General features: G+C 69.4%; 20 protein-coding genes. 10 read left to right on the forward strand and 10 right to left on the reverse strand.

The features are described from left to right. Positions 1-2: 2 nt before the first annotated feature. The 5 genes from E5S66_RS05090 (at position 3) to E5S66_RS05110 (ending at position 5,020) form a co-directional block, all read left to right on the forward strand. Positions 3-1,256, forward strand: a complete 1,254-nt coding sequence (locus E5S66_RS05090) for a hypothetical protein (protein ID WP_138348097.1) — start codon at positions 3-5, stop codon at positions 1,254-1,256. After that, the gene (locus tag E5S66_RS05095; protein ID WP_138348098.1) at positions 1,253-1,636 is read left to right on the forward strand and encodes a putative zinc-binding protein; all 384 of its coding nucleotides are present in this window, start codon (positions 1,253-1,255) and stop codon (positions 1,634-1,636) included. The genes E5S66_RS05090 and E5S66_RS05095 overlap by 4 nt, the downstream gene beginning before the upstream one ends. Then, a complete protein-coding gene (gene ubiT, locus E5S66_RS05100; protein ID WP_028838536.1) occupies positions 1,629-2,480 on the forward strand; it encodes a ubiquinone anaerobic biosynthesis accessory factor UbiT in 852 nt (283 codons plus the stop codon). The genes E5S66_RS05095 and ubiT overlap by 8 nt, the downstream gene beginning before the upstream one ends. A gap of 69 nt (positions 2,481-2,549) precedes the next feature. Next, positions 2,550-3,578, forward strand: coding sequence for a quinolinate synthase NadA (nadA, locus tag E5S66_RS05105; RefSeq protein ID WP_138348100.1), 1,029 nt, complete (start codon positions 2,550-2,552; stop codon positions 3,576-3,578). Further along, positions 3,575-5,020, forward strand: a complete 1,446-nt coding sequence (locus E5S66_RS05110) for an L-aspartate oxidase (RefSeq protein ID WP_138348102.1) — start codon at positions 3,575-3,577, stop codon at positions 5,018-5,020. The genes nadA and E5S66_RS05110 overlap by 4 nt, the downstream gene beginning before the upstream one ends. Before the next feature lie 51 nt (positions 5,021-5,071). Here E5S66_RS05110 and E5S66_RS05115 read toward each other — a convergent pair whose 3' ends face one another. Together E5S66_RS05115 and ubiU are read right to left on the reverse strand one after the other, a co-directional pair. Further along, positions 5,072-5,947 (reverse strand): U32 family peptidase, encoded by an 876-nt coding sequence (locus E5S66_RS05115; protein ID WP_138348104.1) that lies wholly within the window; start codon positions 5,945-5,947, stop codon positions 5,072-5,074. A 10-nt stretch (positions 5,948-5,957) separates the two neighbouring features. Next, the gene (gene ubiU, locus E5S66_RS05120; RefSeq protein WP_138348106.1) at positions 5,958-6,956 is read right to left on the reverse strand and encodes a ubiquinone anaerobic biosynthesis protein UbiU; all 999 of its coding nucleotides are present in this window, start codon (positions 6,954-6,956) and stop codon (positions 5,958-5,960) included. Between the two features lie 183 nt (positions 6,957-7,139). On the opposite strand from ubiU, the gene E5S66_RS05125 reads away from it, so the two are divergent. From E5S66_RS05125 to E5S66_RS05145, 5 genes are all read left to right on the forward strand, one after another. Further along, positions 7,140-7,424 (forward strand): PepSY domain-containing protein, encoded by a 285-nt coding sequence (locus E5S66_RS05125; RefSeq protein ID WP_138348108.1) that lies wholly within the window; start codon positions 7,140-7,142, stop codon positions 7,422-7,424. 12 nt (positions 7,425-7,436) lie between these two features. After that, positions 7,437-8,015, forward strand: a complete 579-nt coding sequence (locus tag E5S66_RS05130; protein ID WP_138348110.1) for a cytochrome b/b6 domain-containing protein — start codon at positions 7,437-7,439, stop codon at positions 8,013-8,015. A gap of 105 nt (positions 8,016-8,120) precedes the next feature. Then, positions 8,121-8,819, forward strand: a complete 699-nt coding sequence (locus tag E5S66_RS05135; RefSeq protein ID WP_138348112.1) for a response regulator transcription factor — start codon at positions 8,121-8,123, stop codon at positions 8,817-8,819. Then, positions 8,816-10,168 (forward strand): sensor histidine kinase, encoded by a 1,353-nt coding sequence (locus E5S66_RS05140; protein ID WP_138348114.1) that lies wholly within the window; start codon positions 8,816-8,818, stop codon positions 10,166-10,168. Before E5S66_RS05135 ends, E5S66_RS05140 begins: the two co-directional genes overlap by 4 nt. A gap of 121 nt (positions 10,169-10,289) precedes the next feature. Next, positions 10,290-10,832 (forward strand): DnrO protein, encoded by a 543-nt coding sequence (locus tag E5S66_RS05145; protein ID WP_138348115.1) that lies wholly within the window; start codon positions 10,290-10,292, stop codon positions 10,830-10,832. A 29-nt stretch (positions 10,833-10,861) separates the two neighbouring features. Here the strand turns inward: E5S66_RS05145 and E5S66_RS05150 are convergent, their stop codons facing one another. The 8 genes from E5S66_RS05150 to hemN form a co-directional block, all read right to left on the reverse strand. Next, a complete protein-coding gene (locus tag E5S66_RS05150) occupies positions 10,862-12,358 on the reverse strand; it encodes a UbiD family decarboxylase (protein ID WP_138348116.1) in 1,497 nt (498 codons plus the stop codon). Continuing rightward, the gene (locus tag E5S66_RS05155; protein WP_138348118.1) at positions 12,355-13,461 is read right to left on the reverse strand and encodes a PLP-dependent cysteine synthase family protein; all 1,107 of its coding nucleotides are present in this window, start codon (positions 13,459-13,461) and stop codon (positions 12,355-12,357) included. The genes E5S66_RS05150 and E5S66_RS05155 overlap by 4 nt, the downstream gene beginning before the upstream one ends. Before the next feature lie 31 nt (positions 13,462-13,492). Continuing rightward, complete coding sequence (locus tag E5S66_RS05160) at positions 13,493-15,436, reverse strand: pyridoxal phosphate-dependent decarboxylase family protein (protein ID WP_138348120.1); 1,944 nt, start codon at positions 15,434-15,436, stop codon at positions 13,493-13,495. A 17-nt stretch (positions 15,437-15,453) separates the two neighbouring features. Further along, on the reverse strand, positions 15,454-15,864 hold the full coding sequence (locus tag E5S66_RS05165) for a SirB2 family protein (protein WP_342777271.1): 411 nt from the start codon (positions 15,862-15,864) through the stop codon (positions 15,454-15,456). Between the two features lie 10 nt (positions 15,865-15,874). Next, positions 15,875-17,125 (reverse strand): NnrS family protein, encoded by a 1,251-nt coding sequence (locus tag E5S66_RS05170; protein WP_138348122.1) that lies wholly within the window; start codon positions 17,123-17,125, stop codon positions 15,875-15,877. 249 nt (positions 17,126-17,374) lie between these two features. Beyond that, on the reverse strand, positions 17,375-19,624 hold the full coding sequence (locus E5S66_RS05175) for a nitric-oxide reductase large subunit (RefSeq protein WP_028840112.1): 2,250 nt from the start codon (positions 19,622-19,624) through the stop codon (positions 17,375-17,377). 141 nt (positions 19,625-19,765) lie between these two features. Next, positions 19,766-20,518 (reverse strand): helix-turn-helix domain-containing protein, encoded by a 753-nt coding sequence (locus tag E5S66_RS05180; RefSeq protein WP_028840113.1) that lies wholly within the window; start codon positions 20,516-20,518, stop codon positions 19,766-19,768. 61 nt (positions 20,519-20,579) lie between these two features. After that, positions 20,580-21,980, reverse strand: a complete 1,401-nt coding sequence (gene hemN / locus E5S66_RS05185) for an oxygen-independent coproporphyrinogen III oxidase (RefSeq protein WP_138348136.1) — start codon at positions 21,978-21,980, stop codon at positions 20,580-20,582. Positions 21,981-22,038: the final 58 nt, after the last annotated feature.

Consider the following 22,038-nt stretch of genomic DNA (forward strand, 5'->3'; position numbering starts at 1 on the left):
CGATGACCAAGCTGGCGATGCAGCAGGCGCCGCCGCCGGCGACGCCGCGGCGGTTCCTGCTGTCGGCGTCGCTGTGGGGCGTGGTGGCCGGCATGCTGCTGGCGGTCGATGGCGGCACGGCATTCGCGTCGCGCTGGGGCGGCGCCACCCTGGCGCTGGTGCACGCATTGGCGCTGGGCGTGCTGGGCAATGCGATGTTCGGCAGCCTGCTGCAGTTCCTGCCGGTGGCGGCTGGTGCGCGCGTGCGCGGCGGGCGGCCCGCGGCGTGGCTGCTGCACGCGCTGCTCAATGCCGGCGCGCTGCTGCTGGTGCTGGCGCTGCGCCAGCCCGCCCTGCTGTCGCCGCACTGGGGCGGCCTGCTGCTGGTGGCGGCGTTCGTCCTGCTGGTGGCGCTGGTGCTGCCGGGGCTGGCCGGTGCTGCAGGGCAGGCGCTGCTGCGCTGGGGGATTGGTTGCGCGCTTGCCGGCGGGCTGGTGGCGGCGCTGCTCGGGTTTTCGTTGGCACTGGCGGTTGCGGGTACATGGCGCTTGCCGTTGCTGCCGCTGACCGATGCGCACGCCGGCTGGGGCGTGCTGGGCTGGGTGCTGGCGCTGCTGGTGGCGGTGGCGCGGGTGGTGATGCCGATGTTCCAGGGCGTGGCCGCGGTGCCTGCGCGCTTGCAGGCGGGGTGGCAACTGGCGCTGTACGCGCTGCTGCTGGCGGCGCTGATCATGGCGCTGTGCGGCGAATCGGCGCCGGCGCTGCGGATGGGCGCGGGGCTGCTGGTGCTGGCCGTCGCCCTCGGCGGTCTGCTGGCGCAGTTGCGTGCCCCGAAGCTGCGGCGCGCGCCGCTGACGTATTTCTGGATGACGGGCTTCGCCGCGCTGGCCGCGGCCGCCTGCGCGCTGCTGGTTGGCGGCGAGGCTAACCAGGTGCTGGCGGGCATGCTGGCCCTTGCGATCGGGCTGCCGCTGCTGGTCACCGGCATGCAGCTGGAAATTTCCGCCTTCCTGGGCTGGATCGAGCTGCAGCGGCACTGCGGGCGCGGGGTGCGCCTGCCCGGCGTGCAGCTGCTGTTGCCGACGCGCGACAAGGCCATCGTGCTGGTGCTGCACTGGCTGTCCGCGCTGGCGCTGCTTGCCGCCACGGCGCATCCTGCGCTGGCGCGGTTGGCCGGCAGCGCGCTGCTGCTGGCGCATGCGGCAGGCTTCGTCGCGCTGTGCGGGGTCGACTGGCGCCGTACCCGCTTCATCCGCGGATTGAAGGAGCAGGGATGAGCAAACCGTTGCCGCTGGTGTATTCGTGTTCGGGCTGTTCCAGCGCGGCGCAGATGGCCAACCACCTGGCGCTGCAGCTGGATCGCGCCGGTGCGGCGGAGATGTCCTGCATTGCCGGTGTTGGCGGCGGCGTGGCCGGGCTGGTGCGCACCGCGCGCAGCAAGCGCCCGATCCTGGCGCTGGATGGCTGCGTGCTCGAATGCGTGTCGGCCTGCCTGGCCAATGCCGGGGTCGTGGCCGACACCCACCTGGTGCTGTCCGACTATGGGGTGAAGAAACGCAAACACGCCGACTTCGATGGCGAACAGGCCGACGCGGTCTATCTGCAGCAGGTATTGCCGGCGGCGCATGCGCTGGCGGAGGGAAACGACGATGCGTGAACGCGCTCCGGGACTGACGCCAGTGCGGCTGGCCATCGATGGCGTGGACGACGGGCTGGTGCTGCTGCTGGCGGCGCGTGCGCGGCTGGCGCGGTTGGCCGGGCGGCTCAAGGCCGGCGCCGGCATGCAGGGCCGCGACGATGCGCGCGAGCAGCGCGTCCACCAGCGTGCGGAAACGCTGGCCGGCGTGCTGGGGGTGGCCCCGGCCACCGCCAGCGGGGTGCTGGCGCTGGCGATCGGCGACGCCTGCCGGGCGCAGGGGCTGCAATCTGATCTGGATCAAGGAGCGGCCCCCGGCGATGGCCGCATGATCGCGACCATCATGCACATCCATACCGATTCCGCGCCGGCCCCGGCGCATCCGCTGCTGCGGCTGGTGCCGCCGCCGCGCCGCATCGCGCCGCTGCTGCGGATACTGCCGCCGTCCACGCAGAAACGCCTGCTGGAACGGGCGATGGCGAAAGTGCTGGCCGCGCCGATGGCCGACGGCACCCTGGACTTCATGGCCGGCCGCCGGCTGGGCATCGAGGTCAGCGATCTCGGCCTGCGCTGGGTGGTGGAACTGCAGGGCCAGCAGCTGGTGGTGGTGGATGCACCCGCCGAAGCCACCGTGCGCGGCACCGCCACCGACCTGCTGCTGCTGGCCGGCCGGCTGGAGGACGCCGACACCCTGTTCTTCCAGCGCCGGCTGGTGCTCACCGGCGACGTCGAGCTGGGCCTGACCGCGCGCAACATGCTGGACCGGCTGCCGTGGGAAACGGTGCCGCTGGGCCTGCGCATCGCCCTCAACCGCGGCGCCCGCTTCGCCCGCGCCGCCCGCGGCGCCTATCGCGCGAAAGCCTGAGCGCCGCCCTGTTCCCGTCGCCCGTGCGGCCGTCGCGCGGGTGTTGCCCGTCCCCGATCCGAAGAGCACATGAACGCATCCGTCGCGCCGTCCTGGCATCCCGCACTCGAAGCGCGCCACGCGCCGCTGGTCGAGAAGCTTGAACGCCTGATCCCGTGCATGGAGGTGCCGCTGCACCTGCCGTGGATCGACGCCATCCTTGAACTCAAGCGCCAGCGCGGCGCGGTGATCATGGCGCACAGCTACCAGTCGCCGGAAATCTTCCACGGCGTGGCCGACATCACCGGCGATTCGCTGGCGCTGGCGCAGGCCGCGGCTGGCTGCGACAGCGACCTGATCGTGCTGTGCGGCGTCCACTTCATGGCCGAGAGCGCCAAGATCCTGGCGCCCGACAAGACCGTGCTGATCCCGGATCTGGAAGCCGGCTGTTCGCTGGCCTCCTCGATCACCGCCGCCGACGTGCGCGCGCTGCGTGCGCAGCATCCGGGCACGCCGGTGGTCAGCTACGTCAACACCAGCGCGGCGGTGAAGGCCGAGTCCGACGCCTGCTGCACCTCCGCCAACGCGGTGCAGGTGGTGGAGGCAATCGCCGCCGAGTTCGGCGTGGACAAGGTGATCTTCCTGCCCGACCGCTATCTCGGTTCGTGGGTGGCGCAGCAGACCGGCATCGAGCTGGTGCTGTGGAACGGCGTGTGCGAGGTGCACGAGAAGTTCACCGCGATGGAAGCGCGCCACACCCGCGAGCGTTTCGACGCCAAGATCGTGGCGCATCCGGAATGCGCGCCGGAAGTGCTGGCCGAGGCCGATTTCGTCGGCTCCACCAGCGCCATGGGCAAGTGGCTGGAAAAGGAAAAGCCGGCGCGGGTGGCGATGATCACCGAGTGCTCGATGGCCGACAACCTGCGCAACCAGTTCCCGCAGGTGGAGTTCATCAAGCCCTGCAACCTGTGCCCGCACATGAAGCGGATCACCCTGCCCAACATCCACGCCTGCCTGCGCGACCTCAAGCACGAGGTGACCGTGCCCGACGACGTGGCCGTCGCCGCGCGGCTCGCGCTGGCGCGGATGCTGGCGGTGGGGCGTCGCGACCGGGTGTGAGCGCGCCCGCGCCCATCATCATCGTCGGCGGCGGCATCGCCGGGCTGTCGGCGGCGCTGGCCGCCGCGCCGGCGCCGGTGCTGCTGCTGGCGCGCGCGTCCGGCACCCGGGGCGCCGCCAGTGCGCTGGCGCAGGGCGGGATCGCGGCAGCCATCGATCCCGGCGACAGCCCGCAGGCGCACGCACGCGACACCTGCGTGGCCGGCGGCTTCCACAACGATCCGGCCATCGTCGACCTGCTGACCATCAATGCCGGCGATGCGGTGGGCTGGCTGCAGGACATCGGCGTGGCCTTCGATCGCGAACCTGACGGCCGCCTGCAGTTCTGTCGCGAAGGCGGCCACGACCGCGCGCGCATCGTCCATGCAGGCGGCGATGCCACCGGCGCGAAGGTGATGGAGGCGCTGGTCGCCGCCGCGCGCGCGGCAACGCACATCGAGCGCCGTGTCGGGGTGGACGTCGATGGGCTGGTGCTGCGCGATGGGCAGGTCTGCGGCGTCTGCGTCACCCGTGCCGACGGCGGCCGCGAAGCGCTGCACGGGCGCGCGGTGGTGCTGGCAACCGGCGGCATCGGCGGGCTGTTCGCGCAGACCAGCAACCCGGCCGACGCCGATGGCAACGGGCTGGCGCTGGCGCTGGCCGCAGGCGCTGCCGCACGCGATCTCGAGTTCGTGCAATTCCATCCCACCGCGATGGCGCTGCCTGGCCTGCACAGCCTGCCGCTGGTGACCGAAGCATTGCGCGGCGCTGGCGCGCGCCTGCTGGGCACCGATGGCGCTTCGCTGATGGACGGCGTGCATCCGCTGGCCGACCTGGCCCCGCGCGACATCGTGGCGCGGCGGGTCTGGCAGGCCGGCCGGGATGGTGGCGCGTGGCTCGATGCGCACAAGGTCGGCGCCGCGTTCCCGCAGCGGTTCCCCACCGTGTTCCAGGCCTGCATGGATCACGGCATCGATCCGCGCGTGCAGCCGATCCCGGTAACCCCGGCGGCGCATTTCCACATGGGCGGAATTTCCGTCGATGCCGATGGCCACAGTTCGCTGCCGGGCCTGTTCGCGGTGGGCGAAGTGGCCTGCAACGGCGTGCACGGCGCCAACCGGCTGGCCAGCAATTCGCTGCTGGAGGGCGTGGTATTCGGGCGCCGCCTGGGCGCGCTGCTGCGCCCGTTGGCCGATGGCGGGCAGCCGCGCGGCAGTTTCCGGATGGTGCGGCGCAAGCCGTCGCTGGACGCCGCGCAGCTGGACTACCTGCGTGCGCTGATGATGCAGGCGATGGGGCCGCTGCGCAGCGGCGCGACCTTGCAGGCGGCGCTGCAGGACTGCACGGAGCTGGCCGGATCCGGCTGGCAGGGCGAACTGGCGCAGCGGATGCTGGGCGAGGCGCTGCGGCGGACTGCAAGTCTGGGCGCGCATTACCGCAGCGATGCGCCGCCGGTTGGCTGATCCCGCCGTGAAAACGGGCACGTCCCTGTGCCCCCCGAAACTCGTCGCGGCTCAGGCCGCGGACATCCGCATGCCCGGCTCGCCGTGCCAGTAGCCGTTGCGCTCGCCGATCCGCGCCGGCGCTTCGCTGGCGCTGCGGGCGGCGTCGAAGTGACGCACGATTGCTTCCATGCCTTCGGCCTGCGGATACAGGCGCAGGATGTCCACGCCCAGCGCGCGCAGCTCCGGCAGTTCCGGGCCGAGGTCGGTGATTTCCTCGCCCTGCACCGAGATGCCGTTGATGCGCAGGAACGGGCGGCCTTCGCGGGTGGCCAGCGGCATGCCGTCGGGGTAGTCGATGCAGCGGAAGCCGCACTGGTCCTTCGGGACGTCGAGCGCGCGCGCGGTGAAGCAGCGCGCCGAGAACGACAGCGGCAGCCGGCCCCAGGCGATCACTTCCAGTTCCGGCATGCTGCCGCCGTCGGCCAGCACGCCGTCCTTCAGTTCGCCAATCAACGTGCGCCCCTGTTCGACGCCCGGCACCCAGCGGCGCAGGCCGTCTTCGCCCAGAAGTGCCAGTGCGCGGTGGTTGTAGACGTTGAGGGTGGGGCCGGCCACGAACGGCCGGCCCTTCTCCTTGCACAGTTGCACCGCGGACAGGTCGTTGGCCTCGATCCAGAAGCCGCCGTGGGAAATCTGCCGGTCCAGCACGCTGAGTTCGGATTCGGCTTCGATCAGCGCCAGCGTCGACAGCACGATCTGCTTGCCGGAAGCGGCCAGCTCCTCGGCCAGCGTCAGCCAGTCGGCGGTGCGCAGCTCGCGGCGCTTGCTGCACACGGTTTCGCCCAGGTAGACGATGTCGACCGGCCAGTCGATGGCCTCGCGGTAGAACGCCAGCGTGCGCTCGCGCGGCCAGAAATACTGCAGCGGGCCAAGGCTCAGTTTCATCGGGGTTCCTTCAGTGCCAGGCGCGGTGGTACGGGCCCAGCGTGGTCTGGTGGCCTTCGGCGTGGCGCGACAGCTCCGCCTGCCATTCCGGCTTGAGTTGCCAGTGCGCTTCATCGGCGACGACCTGGTCGATCGCCTTGCGCCAGGTGCGGGTGACCGAGCTGACGTAGGCCACGCCGCGCTGGCGGCCTTCGATCTTCAGCGCGACCACGCCGATCTGCTTGAGGCGCGGCAGCAGCTCCATCGTGTTGAGGCTGGTCGGTTCTTCCAGCGCGTGGAAAACTTCGTTGCCGACTTCGAAACGGCCCTTGCACACGGTGGGGTAGCCGGCCGGCTCCTCGGGCTTGAATTCGTCGATCAGCACGTCGTTGAGGCGCACGCTGCGGCTGCCGTCGTCCTGTTCGTCCCAGCGCACGAACTTGGCCGGCGAGCACACGCCGTGGCGGTTGGGCGATGCGCCGGTGACGTAGCTGGACAGCTGGCAGCGGCCTTCCACCATGATGCACAGGCTGCCGAAGGCGAAGACTTCCAACGCCACCGGCGACTTCTCGCACAGCCGCTCCACTTGCTGCAGCGACAGCACCCGCGGCAGCACCGCGCGGGAGATGCCGAAGCGCTCGAACGCATAGCGCAGCGCCGGCGCGGTGGTGGCGCTGCCCTGCACGGAAAGATGGCGTGGCAGGTTGGGGTGGGTGCGCGCGGCATAGTCCAGCACCGCCATTTCGGCGGCGATGATGGCATCGCAGCCCAGCCCGGCGGCCTTGTCCACCGCCGCGTGCCAGTCGCGCAGGCGCGCGCTGTCGGGATAGGTGTTCAGCGCCAGGTAGACCTTGGCGTTCCTGGAATGCGCGTAGCGGATACCGGCGCGCAGTTCGTCGTCGCTGAAGTTCAACCCCGGGAAGGCGCGCGCGTTGGTCTGGTCGCGGAAGCCGGCGTAGACCGCGTTGGCGCCGGCATCCACCGCCGCCTGCAGGGCCGGCAGGTTGCCGGCGGGACACACCAATTGCATGGGAAGCTCCCACTGGGGAAGCGTGAATGGTCTTGCGTGGGGCCGGGGGCGTCATTGATTTGCGTCAATCGGGTTGGCCGCCGCTGAACGAAACCCGAATCCGGCCCGGCCTTAAGGCGCCCATAAGCCGGCGGCGGTGGAATGCGTCCGTGGGCAAACCGCCCACTTCTTGAGAGAGACGACATGAAGGCCCCCCTGCTCAGCGTCATCACCCTGGCCACCGTGACCGCCGCGTTGTTCGCGCCGGCTGCCATCGCCGGTCCCAAATGCACCGACGCGCCGCGCAGCAAGTGGCTGCCGGAGAAAACCATGCAGGACCGGATCACCAGCGCCGGCTACGTCATCGACAAGTTCAAGGTGTCGGGCAGCTGCTACGAGATCTACGGCAAGGACAAGGCCGGCAACCGGGTGGAGATCTACTACGACCCCACCAACGGCAAGGTGGTCAAGGAAAACATCGACGACTGACGGAGATTCGTGATGGACAGCATCCTGCGGCATGCGAACAATGAGCCGGCGGCGACGCCGGCTCCGACGGTCAAGGTCTGGGATCCGCTGGTGCGGCTGTTCCACTGGTCGCTGGCGGCGTGCATCCTCGGCGCGTTCCTGGTGGAGGAGGGCGATACCGCCCACCGCTGGTTGGGTTACACGGCGCTCGGGCTGATCGGATTCCGGGTGCTGTGGGGATTGCTGGGCTCGCGCCATGCACGCTTCGGAGACTGGGTGCGCGGGCCGCGGTCGGTGGCCACCTATCTGCGGCAGCGGCTTGCTGGCCGCTCGCAGCGCAGGCTGGGACACAATCCGGCGGCGGCGGTGATGATCCTGCTGTTGATGGCCTGGGTGGCCGCGGTGGGCGTTACCGGCTGGATGCAGACGCTGGATGCCTACTGGGGCGTCGAATGGCTGGAGGAACTGCACGAAGCCCTGGCCTACGGTCTGCTTGCGCTGGTCGGCGTGCACGTGCTGGCGGCCATCGTCGAGAGTTGGCACTACCGCGAGAACCTGATCGCCGCGATGGTGCATGGCCGCAAGCGCGCGCTCGACAATGCGCCGGATTGAGGTCGCGCCGATCACCCTTCGCCCACCCGATGCGGTGGGCGAAGGCACGCCGGCGGTTTGCTCCAGATCAAGGCTGCCCGTTCCGGGCCGGCCTAAGGTGCGCCCATGCGCCTGCTCCTAGCCGAAGACGACCGCGCGCTGGGCCGCGCTCTGGCCGATGGCCTGCGTCACCTCGGTCACGCCGTGGACTGGGTGGAGGACGGTCTGCACGCGTTGCATGCCTTCGACGGCACGCCCTACGCCGCGGCCATCCTCGACTGGAACCTGCCGCGCATGACCGGCGTCGAGGTCGTGCGCACCTTGCGTCGTCGCGGCGATGCCACCCCGGTACTGCTGCTGACCGCGCGCGATGCCCTGGACGACCGGGTTGCCGGCCTGGACTGCGGCGCCGACGATTACGTGGTGAAGCCGGTGCATCTCGATGAGCTGGCTGCGCGCGTGCGCGCACTGCTGCGGCGTTCCACCGGCGATGCCGCCCCCGTGCAGCGCGTGGGCGCGCTGGAACTGGATCCGGCCAACCGCAGCGCGCGCCTCGCTGGCGGCCCATTGGAACTGTCGCCGCGCGAATACGCCCTGCTCGAATCGCTGGCCGCGCATCCCGGGCGGGCGCTGTCGCGCGCCCAGCTGGAGGAGGCCGTGTACGGCTGGGGCGAGGAGGTGGCGAGCAATGCCATCGAAGTGCACGTGCACCATTTGCGCCGCAAGCTGGGGTCGGGCTGGGTGCGCACCTTGCGCGGCGTCGGCTATGCGCTGTTTCCGCCGGCGAAAACGCCGCTGGCGGACGACGAAGGCGAGTCGCCATGAAGCGTCCCTCGCTGCAGCGGCGCTTGCTGTGGTTCGTCGGGCTGCCGGTGGTCGCGCTGTGGATTGGCGCAGGGCTGTGGCTGGCGCAGGGTGCGCGCCACGAGACCGCGGAGATGTTCGACCGCGAGCTGGAGCGCACCGGCGCGAGCGTGCTGGCGGTGATCGCTTCGGTGCCCGACGCGGCGCTGGCGGCGCGGGGCGACGGGGCAGCGATCGCGGTTGCCGAACACGAGGACGAAGGGCCGCGCCCCGAGATCGTGGTTCGCGACCGCAGCGGCCGGGTGCTGCTCGACGCCTCCAGCCTGCCGCCGCTCGAGCTCGACGAGGCAGCGGCACATTTCCACAGCATGGCCCACGCCGGCGAAACCTGGCGCGTCTACCAGCGCTGGGATGCGTCCGGCCGGCACTGGATACAGGTCGCCGCGCCGCTGCACGACCGTGATGAACTGCTTTCGGCGCTGCTGCGCGGCACCTTGCTGCCGCTGCTGGCGCTGCTGCTGTTGCTGCCGCTGGCGACGTGGCTGGGCTTGCGCGGCGGACTGGCGCCGCTGCGATCGGTGTCCCGCGCCATCGATGCGCAACCTGCGCGCACGCCGACATTGACCCGCACCGACGTTCCCGCCGAGCTGCTCCAGCTGACCCGGGCGGTCGATGCGCTGGTCGCCAAGCTGGATACCGCACTCGCGCGCGAGCGCCGGTTCACTGCCGACGCCGCGCACGAGCTGCGCCATCCGTTGTCGGTATTGCAGCTGGAGCTCGATCTTGCCGGCGAAACCGCCGATGCCGCGAGCCGCGCGCAGCATCTGCAGCGTGCGGGTGAGGGCCTGCAGCGCATGGAGCGGCTGGTCACGCAATTACTGACCCTGGCACGGGTGGAGTCGCTGGAAGCGCTGCCCGATGCCGCCGCACTGCCGCTGGCGGCGCTGGTGCGCACCGCCGTGGCCGAAGCGGGCGAGCGCGCGATTCCGCGGGGCGTGGCTCTGTCGTTTGCCGCGGATGGTGATGTCGTCGTGCTGGGCAGTGCGGGCCTGCTCGATATCGCCGTGCACAACCTTATCGACAACGCCATCGCCCACGGCCGCACACCGGGGTGCGTGGACATCGGCGTGCGTGCGGAAGGCGGGATGGCCGAGGTGAACATCGACGACAACGGCCCCGGCATGCCCGCTGACCAGGCCCGCCGGCTGGGCGAGCGGTTCCTGCGCAGCTCCGGCAGCGGCAGCGGGCTGGGGCTTTCGATCGTGCATGCCATCGCCACGTTGCACGGCGGCGCGCTGGCCGCGGAGCGTTCGCCGCTGGGCGGCGCGCGCATTACGCTGCGGTTGCCGCTGCAGGCGCACCACCGTTGACTTGGGTCATGGCCCGCGCCATGGGGACATGACATTTTCGCAATGGGCAAGAGCGACACGCCCGAACACCACTGGAGGTTTGACCATGCGGTTCACGATGCTTCCCTTCCCGCCGATGTCCATGCGGCACGTCCCACGTTCGCTGGTGCTGGCCATCGGCGTGGCGGTTTCCCTGGGTGCGTGCCAGGCGGCGCCCGCGCCCGACGCACAAGACGACCATGCCGCAGCCGCGACTGAGGCCGCAACGCAATCCGCTGCAGCGCCCGCCGACGCCCATGCCGGGCATGCAGGCGAAACGGCCGCTGTCACCGCGCTGCCTGACGGCCAGCGCTGGGAGACGGATGCGCCGTTGCGCGCCGGCATGCGCAACCTGCGCGAAGCCACCGAGACGCTCAACCATTACGAGATGGGTCATCTGGACGATGTCCAGCGCGACAACGCGGTGGCGAAGATCGACGCCGCGATCAAGGACATGATCGCCAACTGCAAGCTCAAGCCGGAGGCCGACGCCGCCCTGCACGGGCTGCTGACGAAGTTCATCGCCGGCGCCAACGCCGCGCGTGCGGGCAAGTTCGGCAAGGCGGAGCTGGCGCCGATGCAGGAAGCGCTGGCGCAGTATCCGCAGCTGTTCGACGACCATGACTGGAGCGAAGCGGCGAACTGAGCCGTTTCGTTCGAGCGGAGCCTGCTTCGCTACGGGGTTGCGGCGGCCGGTGATTGTTTGCCGGCCGCCACCCCGCGCCACAGCGCATCCACGCGCTTTTCCACCGCGGCATCCAGCTGGATCGGCTTGCTCCACGTGCGCGTGGTTTCCGCCGGCCATTTGTTGGTCGCATCCAGCCCCAGTTTCGAACCGAGGTTCGGGGTCGGGCTGGAGAAGTCGAGGTAATCGATCGGGGTCTTGTCGATCAGCACGCTGTCGCGAACCGGGTCGACGCGGGTGGAGATCGCCCAGATCACCTGCGACCAGTCGCGCACGTCGATGTCCTCGTCGGTGACGATCACGAACTTGGTGTAGGTGAACTGGCGCAGGTACGACCAGATGCCCATCATGATCCGGCGCGCGTGGCCGGGGTACTGCTTGCGGATCGACACCACCGCGATGCGGTAGGAACACGCTTCCGGCGGCAGGTAGAAGTCGACGATTTCCGGGAACACCTTGCGCAGCAGCGGCACGAACACATCGTTCAGCGCCATCGCCATCACCGATGGCTCATCGAACGGCGCGCGGCCCATGTAGCTGCCCTGGTAGATCGCGTCCTTGCGCAGGTGCATGCGCTGGATGGTCATCACCGGGAAATGGTCCTGCGCGTTGTAGTAGCCGGTGTGGTCCCCGAACGGGCCTTCCAGTGCGGTTTCGGCCGGGTCGATGAAGCCTTCCAGCAGGATCTCGCAGCCGGCCGGCGCATCCAGCCCGGTCAGCTTGCTGGGCCAGACGCGGGTGCGCTCGCCGCGCAGCAGGCCGGCGAATTCGTATTCCGACAGGGTGTCGGGAATCGGCGCCACCGCCGCCAGCAGGGTGCCGGGATCGGCGCCGATCGCCACCAGCAGCGGGAACGGCTTGCCGGGATGGGTGGCCTTCCAGTCGGCGAAGTCCAGCGCGCCGCCGCGGTGCGGCAGCCAGCGCATGATGATGCGGTTCCTGCCGATCACCTGCTGGCGGTAGATCGCCACGTTCTGGCGCGGCTTGCGGGTGCCGCGGGTGACGACCAGGCCAAGCGTGATGAGCTTGGCCGCGTCTTCCGGCCAGCAGCGCTGGATCGGCAGGCGCGACAGGTCGACGTCGTCGCCTTCCAGCGTTTCGTGCTGGAACGCGGCTTCGCGCACCTTCTGCGGCGCCACGTGCGCCAGCTGCGCCAGCTCCGGCCAGCTGCTCAATGCGTCGCGCAGGCTGGACGGCCAGCGCGGTTCGCGGATCGCCGCCAGCAGCTCGCCGAGTTCGCGCAGCGAGGCCAGCGGGCGTCCGGCCAACGCCGCTTCGATGCGGTCGCGATGGCCGTACAGATTGCCGAGGTAGGCATGGTCGCTGCCGACGGGATGTTCCATCAGCAGCGCGGGCCCGCCTTCGCGCAGGGCGCGCAGGCTGAGCGAGGTGGTTTCGAGTTCGGGATCGACCGGCGCGCCGACGCGCTGCAGGCGTCCGTGGCGTTCGAGTGCGGAAAGGTAGGCGCGCAGGTCGTGGAAGCTCATGAAGAACCGTCGGGTGGGGTGAATGTTCCGGTGGCCAGTGCCGTGGCCAGCGACTGCTGCCATGGCGCGATGTCGAGGCCGTGCGCGTCGCGCCAGCCGGGATCGAACAGGGTCTGCTGGTAGCGCTTGCCGCGGTCGCACAGGAGGGTGACGATGCTGCCGCGTTCGCCGCGCGCGCGCATGTCCGAAGCCAGCTGCAGACAGGCGGCGAAGTTGGTGCCGGAGGAGCCGCCGTAGCGCGTGCCCAGAAGTTCTTCCAGCTGCAGTGCGGCGGCGATGGACGCGGCGTCTTCGACTTCGATCACGTCATCGACCACGTCGAAGATGAAGCCGGGCTCCACCCGCGGGCGGCCGATGCCTTCGATCCGCGTGGGCCGGCTGGCCACCGCGTCGCGGCTGCGTTCGCGCCAGCCGTGCACGTAACCGCTGCCGGCGGGCTCGGCAACGCACAGACGGGTGTCCATGCGGCGGTAGCGCAGGTAGCGGCCGATGGTGGCGGAAGTGCCGCCGGTTCCCACGCCGCAGACGATCCACGACGGCTCCGGCTGCGGTTCGCGGTGGAGCTGGCCGAGGATGGATTCGGCGATGTTGTTGTTGCCGCGCCAGTCGGTGGCGCGTTCGGCCAGACCGAACTGGTCGAGGTGGCAGGCGCCGTTGGCGGCGTGCTCGGCGGCGCGCGCGTGCACCTGCGCCGGGTCTTCGACCAGATCGCACTGCCCGCCCAGCGCCTGCACGTCGAGGATTTTCTGCGGCGCGGTGCAGGCCGGCATCACCGCGATGAACGGCAGTCCCAGCAGGCGCGCGAACCAGGCTTCGGAAATCGCGGTGCTGCCGGAAGAGGCATCCACCACCGTCTGCCCCGGCTGCAGCCGGCCGTTGCACAGCGCGTACAGGTACAGCGAACGCGCCAGCCGGTGCTTGAGGCTGCCGGTGGGATGGCTGGCCTCGTCCTTGAAGTAGAAGGCGATGTCCGGGAAACCGGGGAAATCCAGCCGCAGCAGGTGGGTGTCGGCCGAGCGCGTGGCCTCCTGTTCCAGCAGGGCGAGGGCGTTGCGCACCCAGGCGCGGGCGGCCGAATCGGAGCGGGTCGTGGGCGTGTTCATGCGCCCATGATCCCGCGTCCGCGGCCGATCCTCAATTTCCCGCCGCCAGCAGCGCCCGCACCCGCGCGCCAAGGTGCTCGAAATAGAGGTCGATGTAGCTGATGCCGTTCTCGTGGTCGATCAGGTACGGGTTCATCAGCGTATGGCGCAGGATCATCAGCCGGTCGCCGCCATCCTCGCCCAGCGTCGCCGGATCCAGCCCCAGTGCGTCGAGAATGCGGCGGGTCTCGGTCTCGCCCAGCGCGTCGGGCCGCAGCGTGGTCACCGAGCCGAAGAACTGCTTGTCCTGCAGCGGCCGGCTGGGATCGATGCGCAGTTCGTCATGCACGCGCCGGACGAAGGCGTTGGCCACCGCCACATCGCGGTTGCCGGTCGGGTTCAGCGCGAAGCACACCAGGTTGCTGTCGGGCGCGAATGGCACCACCGCGCGGACCACGTCGCGCAGGTCGTCGGCGAAGCGCAGCGCACGTGCGTGGAAGGCTTCGGCGGAACGGATGGTCTGCGCCGGCAGCCGGCCGAAATGCGCGTGGTCCAGCGGCAGCACCTTGTGGGTGACGTACACGCCGGCCACCGCCGCCCCGGACTTGGAGCCTTCGGGGATGAACTGGCCGAGGCTGCGGTAGCGGCCCATGTAATCCTTCGGCGCCTGGCCGTGGAACACGTAGTCGGCTTCCTCCGAGAGCAGCGCCACCGCGCGGTGGTCGCGGCAGATGAAGGCGCCGGTGCCGTAGGGCAGGTAGCCGAGCTTGTGCGGGTCCACCGTCACCGAATCGGTATCGCCCAGCGCGGCGATTGCGGAATAGACCTCCGCCGACGGGAACGCGCTGAAGCCGGCGGCGATCTCCTCGCGCGCGCGCAGGCTGCCGTCCTCGTTGCGGAACAGGGTGGCGAGGTAGCCGCCCCAGGCGGCATCGACGTGCACCGCGAAGCCCAGCCCGCGCGCCGCGAAGCGCTGGCGTGCGTCCACCACCGCGTCGATCGGGTCGATCGTGCCGTATTCGGTGGTGCCCATCACCGCCACCGCCATCAGCACCGGCTGGCGCTCGCGCAGGCAACGCTCGAGGGTGGTTTCCAGCGCGTCGGCGTCGATGCGCATGCCGCGCTCCGGCAGCAGTTCAAGTTGGGCGCGGCCCAGCCCCAGCAGCTTGCAGCCCTTGCTCCACGAGTAATGGGCGGTGATCGGTGCCAGCACCTTCGGCAGCTTCAGAGTGGGATGGGCGGCGAAGAAACCCGCCAACCCGCGCTGCTCGATGCGCTCGCCCTGCACGCGCGCCTGCCAGCGCCGGCGCTCGCCCGCGCTTGCCTGTGCCAGCCATTGGCCCCAGCGGTCCACCAGCACGGTGGCCTGGTGCGGATGCAGGTTGAACGCGCTCCAGACGTCTTCGGGCAGATCAAGCTCGGGCACGCCCGCCGCCAGCAGCGCCACCGGGAATGCCTTCTGCGCCAGCGCCAGCCGCAGCGCCTGGTAATTGGCCAGGGTGCCGCCCGAGGTCAGGTGGCCGAAGGCACAGTCGGGCCGCGCCGGGTCGTTGACGTAGCCGAGCATTCCGGCCAGCTGCAGGCCTACCTTCACCTCCAGCTCCACCGTCACCGGCGCAGCATCTTCGGAGACGTTGTTGGGGTTGTAGGGCAGGGTCAGGATCTGCGCAGCCAGACCGGGCAACAGCAGGTCGGAGGCCATGTGGCCGATGTAACGCGGGCTGTGGAACGGCACCGACTTCTTCAGCGCCGCCGACAGCTGGTGCAGCTCGCGGCGCATGCGCGCCTCGAATGCCTGGTACTCCGGATGCTGCGCCGCCGCGGTGGAGATCGCCGGCGGGTCTTCGGGATGGAAATTGCGCCGCCAGTAGACGTGGTCGCGCAGGAACTCGACGACGAGTTTTTCCAGCAGCGAATCGTTTTCGCCGTAGGGGCCGAGGAAGCAGGCGTCGGGCACGCGCGGCTGCGCGGCGGAAGAAGGCGTCGCGGATTGCATCGAAGGCTCCGGGGAAGTCAGCCCAGCAGCGGCAGCAGCCAGCCGGCGGGATGATGCGCGCGGGCGATGCCGTAGATGAACAGGAAGGTGGCCAGCGCGGCCACGTAGAAGGCGGCGCGCTGCGTGCGGCTGCGCTTCTCGCGCATCGCCAGCACGCCCAGCACCACATAGACCACCAGCAGCGCCAGCTTCAACGACAGCCAGCCGTTGGCGAACATCGCCTTCGGCAGCATCGAGAACAGCATGGTGGCCGAGGTCAGCAGGATCGTGTCGACGGTGTAGCTGGTGTATTTCGGCAGCCAGTGGCGCGGCCAGCGCGCACCCAGCAGGGCGGCACCGCCGCGCAGCGCGAAGATCGCGCCGCTGCACATGACCGCGTGCACGTGCGTCCACTTGACCTGCGGGTAGAACTCCATCATCGGCGACATGCGCAGGTCCTCAGCCCGGGCGCCCGTCGGCGCGCGGATGCAGGTAGATCGACAGCGAGCGCAGCACCCACGGCAGGAACGCCAGCAGCCAGCCGGCAGCGGCGACCACCTGCCAGAAATAGGAATCCGGGGCGACTTCGGCGGCCACGCGCGTCACCGCCACCAGCTGCAGCGCGGCGAAGGCGAACCAGCCCACCGCCGGCATCGCCATCGGCCGGCCGGAATGGCCCTGCGTCACCCGCGTCACCATCGCCACCAGCAGGCTGCCGAAGAAACCGATGAACAGCGCATGCGCCGGCCCGCGGCCAAGCACGAACTCGCCGCCGGCGGCATACAGGGCGCTCTGCACCGCATACAGCGCGAACGCCACCGGCAGCCAGGCGAAGCCGAGGAACAGCACCCACAGGATCCCCGGCGCCTTGCCGCGCGGCCACCAGCGCAGCAGCACCAGCGCACTGCCGACCGCCAGCAGCGCATCCACCGGCCACAGCCAGCGGTTGGCATGCGCCAGTTCCAGCGCCAGGTGCGCCAGCAGCAGCGCCCACAGGGATGCCAGCACCCACATCGGCCGCCACGCCCGATAGCCCGGCACGGTATTGCCGGCGAAGAAGGGGAACATCCGGTGCGCCACCGTCGCGTATACCGGCAGCAGCAGCCCGAACGTGCCGAACTTGATCGGCACCGTCACCGCCCACGGCCCGGCGCCGTGCAGGTGCGCCGCCATCAGCAGCAGGCCGGCAAGCCCGAACAACAACGCGGCGAAGCACGACCAGGCGTGCCAGGTCGGCCCCTTGCCGGCGCGGCGCTCGGCCAGCAGCACCCGCAGTAGCTGCGACAGGCCGTAGGCCCAGCCGACCAGCGACATCACCACGCCGATGTGGACCATCGCCGCCTGCCCGGACAGCATGCCGCCGACCACCGCCAGCTGCCCGCCCAGCAGGCCCAGCCCCACCGGCACGTAATGCCAGCGCGACAGGTCCGGGGTGCCGGTCCAGCGCGGGAAGGTGGTCAGCAGGAAGCCGAACATGAACGGCGGCAGCAGCTGGTACTGCATGACGAAGGCGTGCATCCAGCCGCCGAAGGGCGTGCCGGTGGGCAGGCCGATGGCGCCCCAGCGCGCGTCGATCAGCCACAGCAGCCACCAGCTCATCGCCAGCAGCACGTTGACCGCGCCGACGAAGAACAGCAGCCGGTGCGGGGCTTCCGCCAGCAGGGCGGGTGAAAGGCCGCCGGCGGCGTCGTTGCGAAGGTTCCTGTCCATGCCGGAAGTGTCGCGCGCGGGGGTGATGCCTGCCTTGATTCAGGTCAGATCGCCGGGGCCGCCGGTCGGCAACGGGCGAGGGAAGACCGGCATCGCGCCCCGCGCCGCTGCGGCACCTTTGCGGGAGCGGAGCCAACCGGCCGCGCTCGTCGGGTCGCGGGGCTGAAGCCCGGGTGCACGGTCGAAGCGCCCAAACAAAACGGGGACGGCCTTGGCCGTCCCCGTGGTCTTGTCGCTTGAGGCGAAGGATCAGTTCGCCGCGAGCTTCGGCTTCAGCCACTTGATGGCCACGAACAGGGCCAGCAGGATCGCGCCGCTGGCGAACACCATGTCGCCCGGCATGCGCATCCACACCAGCATGTCGATGATCGGGCGGTTCATGAACTCGGCCGAGCGGGCGAACCAGTAACCGTTCTCCAGCGCCGCGTTGAGCTGCAGCACGCCGAGCGGCAGCAGGGTCAGCAGCCCCATCAGGCCAAGGCCGATGTTGAAGCACCAGAACGCGCCGCGCAGCAGGCCGGTCGGCCATTGCACCTGCGGACGCAGGCCGCGCAGGCAGAACAGCATCAGGCCGATGCCGAGCATGCCGTACACGCCGAACAGCGCGGTGTGGCCATGCAGTGCGGTCAGGTTCATGCCCTGCATGTAGTACAGCGCGATCGGGGTGTTGACGAGGAAGCCGAACAGACCGGCACCGATCAGGTTCCAGAAGCTGGTGGCGAGGAAGAACATGATCGGCCAGCGGTAGCGTTCCATCCACGGCGTGGCGCGACTGTGGCTCCAGGTCTCGTGAGCCTCAAGCCCGATCAGCGCCAGCGGCACCACTTCCAGCGCCGAGAAGCTGGCGCCCAGCGCTACCGCTGCGGTGGTGGTGCCGGAGAAGTACAGGTGGTGGAACATGCCCAGCACGCCGCCGGCCATGTACACGATGGTGGCGAACAGCACGTTGATCGTCGCCGACTTGCCACGCAGCAGGCCCAGCTTCACGAACAGGAAGCTCAGCACCGCCACCGCGAACACTTCGAAGAAGCCTTCCACCCACAGGTGGACGACCCACCAGCGCCAGTAATCGACCACCGACATGTGGCTCTTCTCGCCCCACATCAGGCCCGCGCCGTAGAACAGGGCGATGGCGACGGTTGACAGGAACAGCAGGCCCACGATCGAGGACATCTCGTCCTTGCGCTTGAGCGCCGGCCACAGCGAACGGCCCATCAGCAGCAGCCACAGCAGCAGGCCGATGAACAGGAACGCCTGCCAGAAGCGGCCGATGTCGACGTATTCCCAGCCCTGGTGGCCGAACCAGAAGTTGTACTTCATGTCCATCTTCTGCATCACCGCGAACCACTGGCCGACGAAGGAGCCGACCACGATGATCAACAGGCAGACGAACAGGAAGTTCACGCCAAGGCGCTGGTACTTGGGCTCATAGCCGGAAACCGCGGGCGCGATGTACAGGCCGGTGGCCAGCCATGCGGTGGCGATCCACAGCACCGCAAGCTGGGTATGCCAGGTGCGGGTCAGCGAGTAGGGCAGGATTTCGGAAATCGCGAAGCCATAGGCTTCCTGGCCTTCCACCTGGAAGTGCGCTGTGGTTGCGCCCAGCAGGATCTGGCACAGGAACAGCGCCACCACCACCCAGAAATACTTGGCGGTCGCCTTCATCGAGGGCGTGATGGTGATGCCCTGCAGCGGGTCTTTCTCCGGCGGCGTGGGCAGATCTTCCTTGCGATGGTAGGCGGCGTAGTGCCAGGCCAGCAGGCCGATGCCGCCGATCAGGAACAGGATCGAGAACACCGACCAGATGAAGTTGTCCGAGGTCGGCTTGTTGCCGATCAGCGGCTCATACGGCCAGTTGTTGGTATAGGTGCGGTTCTCGTAGCCGGGGCGGTCGGTGCCCGTGGCCCATGCGGCCCAGAAGAAAAAGCCGGTCATCGCACGGCGGCTGTCCGCATCCGGCATCGTGCCTTCGCGCATGGCGTAGGCTTCACGCAGCTTGTGCGTGGCCGGATCGTTCGAGAACAGGCTCTCGTAGTGCGCAGCCACCGCGCTGATCGCTTGCGCGCGCTGGTTGCTGACCACGATTTCGTTCTTGGCCGCGTCGTAGGTGTTGGTCCGGATCTGCGGCTTGACGCTGGCCTGGATCTTGGCCTTTTCGGTCTCGTCCATGCTGTCGTAGGACTGGCCGGTATCGGCGCGTGCCTGCAGTTCCAGCATCGCCACGGTTTCGCGGTGCAGCCAGTCGGCCGACCAGTCGGGCGCGATCAGGGCGCCATGGCCCCAGACGGAGCCGAGCTGCTGGCCGCCGATGCTTTGCCAGGCCTGCTGGCCCTTCTGGATGTCGTCCTTGGTGTAAAGCACCTGGCCGTTGGCCGCAACGACGCGATCTGGAATGGGGGGCTTGGTATGGATCAGATCCACGCCAAGCCAAAGCATGACGGCGAAGCTTGCGGCCAGGAGGGCCCCCAAGCCCAGCCATAGCCGTTTGGTGATGGACATTGCGTCTCTCCCGGGAGTTGAACAAGCGATTGAACGAGCGACGGCATCGTCGGCCGATCCGCCGCGCTGCACCATGACTTGCGTCAACTGCCTGCGAGGATCGCGCCGATCAGGCGATTGGGAGTGTTTCGGTTAGCCGCTTCACTCGCGCAGGATCGGCGCCGCCAGCGTTTCCAGGCGGCTGGAATCCAGCAGTTCCACTTCGCGCCGCTCCACCGCCAGCACGCCGTCGTCCTGCATCCGGCGCAGCACGCGGCTCACCGTTTCCGGCGCCAGCCGCAGGTAGTTGGCGATGTCGGTGCGGGCCATGGTCAGCTGGAAGCGCGTGGACGAAAACCCGCGCGCGGACAGCCGGCGCGACATCCCGACCAGGAATGCCGCCACGCGCTGGTCGGCACTCCAGTCGCCGGCCAGCAGGGCGGCGCGGCCGATGTCGCGGCTGAGCAGGCGGAACAGCTCGCGCTGCACGCCGGGCACGCGGGTCGCCAGCACCGAGATCTTCGGGAACGAGAAGCGGCACAGCATCACTGTGTCCAGCGCGATCGCGTCACAAGGGTAGCGGTGGCCGTCGATGGCATTGAGACCGATCACTTCGCCGGGGAAGTGGAACCCGAGCACGTGTTCGTGCCCTTCGCGGTCGGTGACGCAGGTCTTGACGCTGCCGGCGCGCACCGCGGCGATGGCCTCGAACGGGTCACCCTCGCGGAACAGGTAGTCGCCGGCGTGGAACGGGCCGATGTGCTCGACCAGCACGTGCAGTTCCTTCAGCGCGCTCTTGTCCATGCCCTGCGAGAGGCAGGCGTGGGAGAACGCGCAGGTGGTGCAGAACTGCAGTTCGTCGCCATCGTCGGACAGGACCTGCGGGCCCAGCCGCGGAAACGGCAGATTGCTCATCGCGGGCACCCGCTGGGGCAACGCCCCGGAACCGGTCTGGCGTCGATATCGCGGGGACGGGTCAGATCGCGCGGGAGAAGCGCGGCCGGGCGTCGGGTTCGGGCGGGGCCAGGTATCGGTCGAAGCACATGGCAATGTTACGCAATAGCAGCCGTCCTTGCGAGGTGGCTTCGATGCGCCCGGGCAAAACCCGCACCAGCCCGTCCTCGGCCAGCGGCCGCAGGCGCTCCATTTCCTCGCCGAAGTACTCCTCGAAGCGGATGCCGTAGCGGCGCTCCAGCGCGGCCATCGGGATCTCGCCTTGGCACATCAGCGACTGGATCAGGTCGGCGCGCAGCTCGTCGTCCTCGCTCAGGCGCATGCCGCGGAACACCGGCAGGCGACCGGCGTCGATCGCCCCTTCCCACGAGGGCAGGTCGCGCGGGTTCTGGCTGAAGCTGTTGCCGATATGGCTGATCGCGGAGACGCCCAGGCCCACCAGGTCGCTGTCGGCGTGGGTGGTGTAGCCCATGAAGTTGCGATGCAGGCCGCCGCGCGCCTGTGCGCGGGCCAGGTCGTCGTCGGGCAGGGCGAAATGGTCCATGCCGACATAGACGTAGCCGGCCTCCGAGAGCTTTTCCACCGCCAGCTGCAGCAGCGCCAGCTTGGCCTCGCCATCCAGCAGCAGGGCTTCGTCGATCTGCTTCTGCGGCTTGAACAGATGCGGCATGTGCGCGTAGCTGTACACCGCCAGGCGGTCCGGGCGGATCTCGGTGACGATGTCGAGGGTCTTGCCGAAGCCTTCCAGGTTCTGCCCGGGCAGGCCGTAGATCAGGTCGATGTTGACCGAGCGCAGGCCCGCCTTGCGGCTGGCGTCCACCACCGCACGGGTTTCCTCCACGCTCTGGATGCGGTTGACCGCCTCCTGCACTTTCGGGTCGAAGTCCTGCACGCCCAGGCTGGCGCGGTTGAAACCGATCTTGGCCAGTTCCGGCAGCCAGCCCGGCTCGCAGAAGCGCGGGTCGATCTCGATGGAGATGTCGCGGTCGCCGGCTTCGGCGAAATGGAACTGCCGGCGCAGCGCATCCACCACGTCGCCCAGCTGCTGCGGGGTGAGGAAGTTGGGGGTGCCGCCGCCGAAATGCAGCTGGATCACCTCGCGGTCGCGGTCGAACATCGGCGCGACCAGCGCGATCTCGCGGTGCAGCCGGGCCAGGTAGGCCTCGCCGCGGGCCAGATCGCGGGTGATGATGCGGTTGCAGCCGCAGTAGAAGCAGGGGCTGAAGCAGAACGGCACGTGCACGTACAGCGACAGCCGGCGCGGGATCGGCTCCTCGTTGCTGGCCTGCACGACCTCGCGCAGCTGGACCTCGCCGAAGTCCGCGGCGAACTGCGGCGCGGTCGGGTACGAGGTGTACCGGGGACCGGGCCGGTCATAGCGGCGCAACAGGCCGGCATCGAAGGCGATGTGCTGGGAATGCATGGGTGCAGCTTAGGGCAGATTGGCAGGGATGCGAATTGATCCGGATCAACCCGCGTGG

The organism is Thermomonas fusca, from assembly GCF_005862345.1.
Classification (GTDB): Bacteria; Pseudomonadota; Gammaproteobacteria; order Xanthomonadales; family Xanthomonadaceae; genus Thermomonas; species Thermomonas fusca.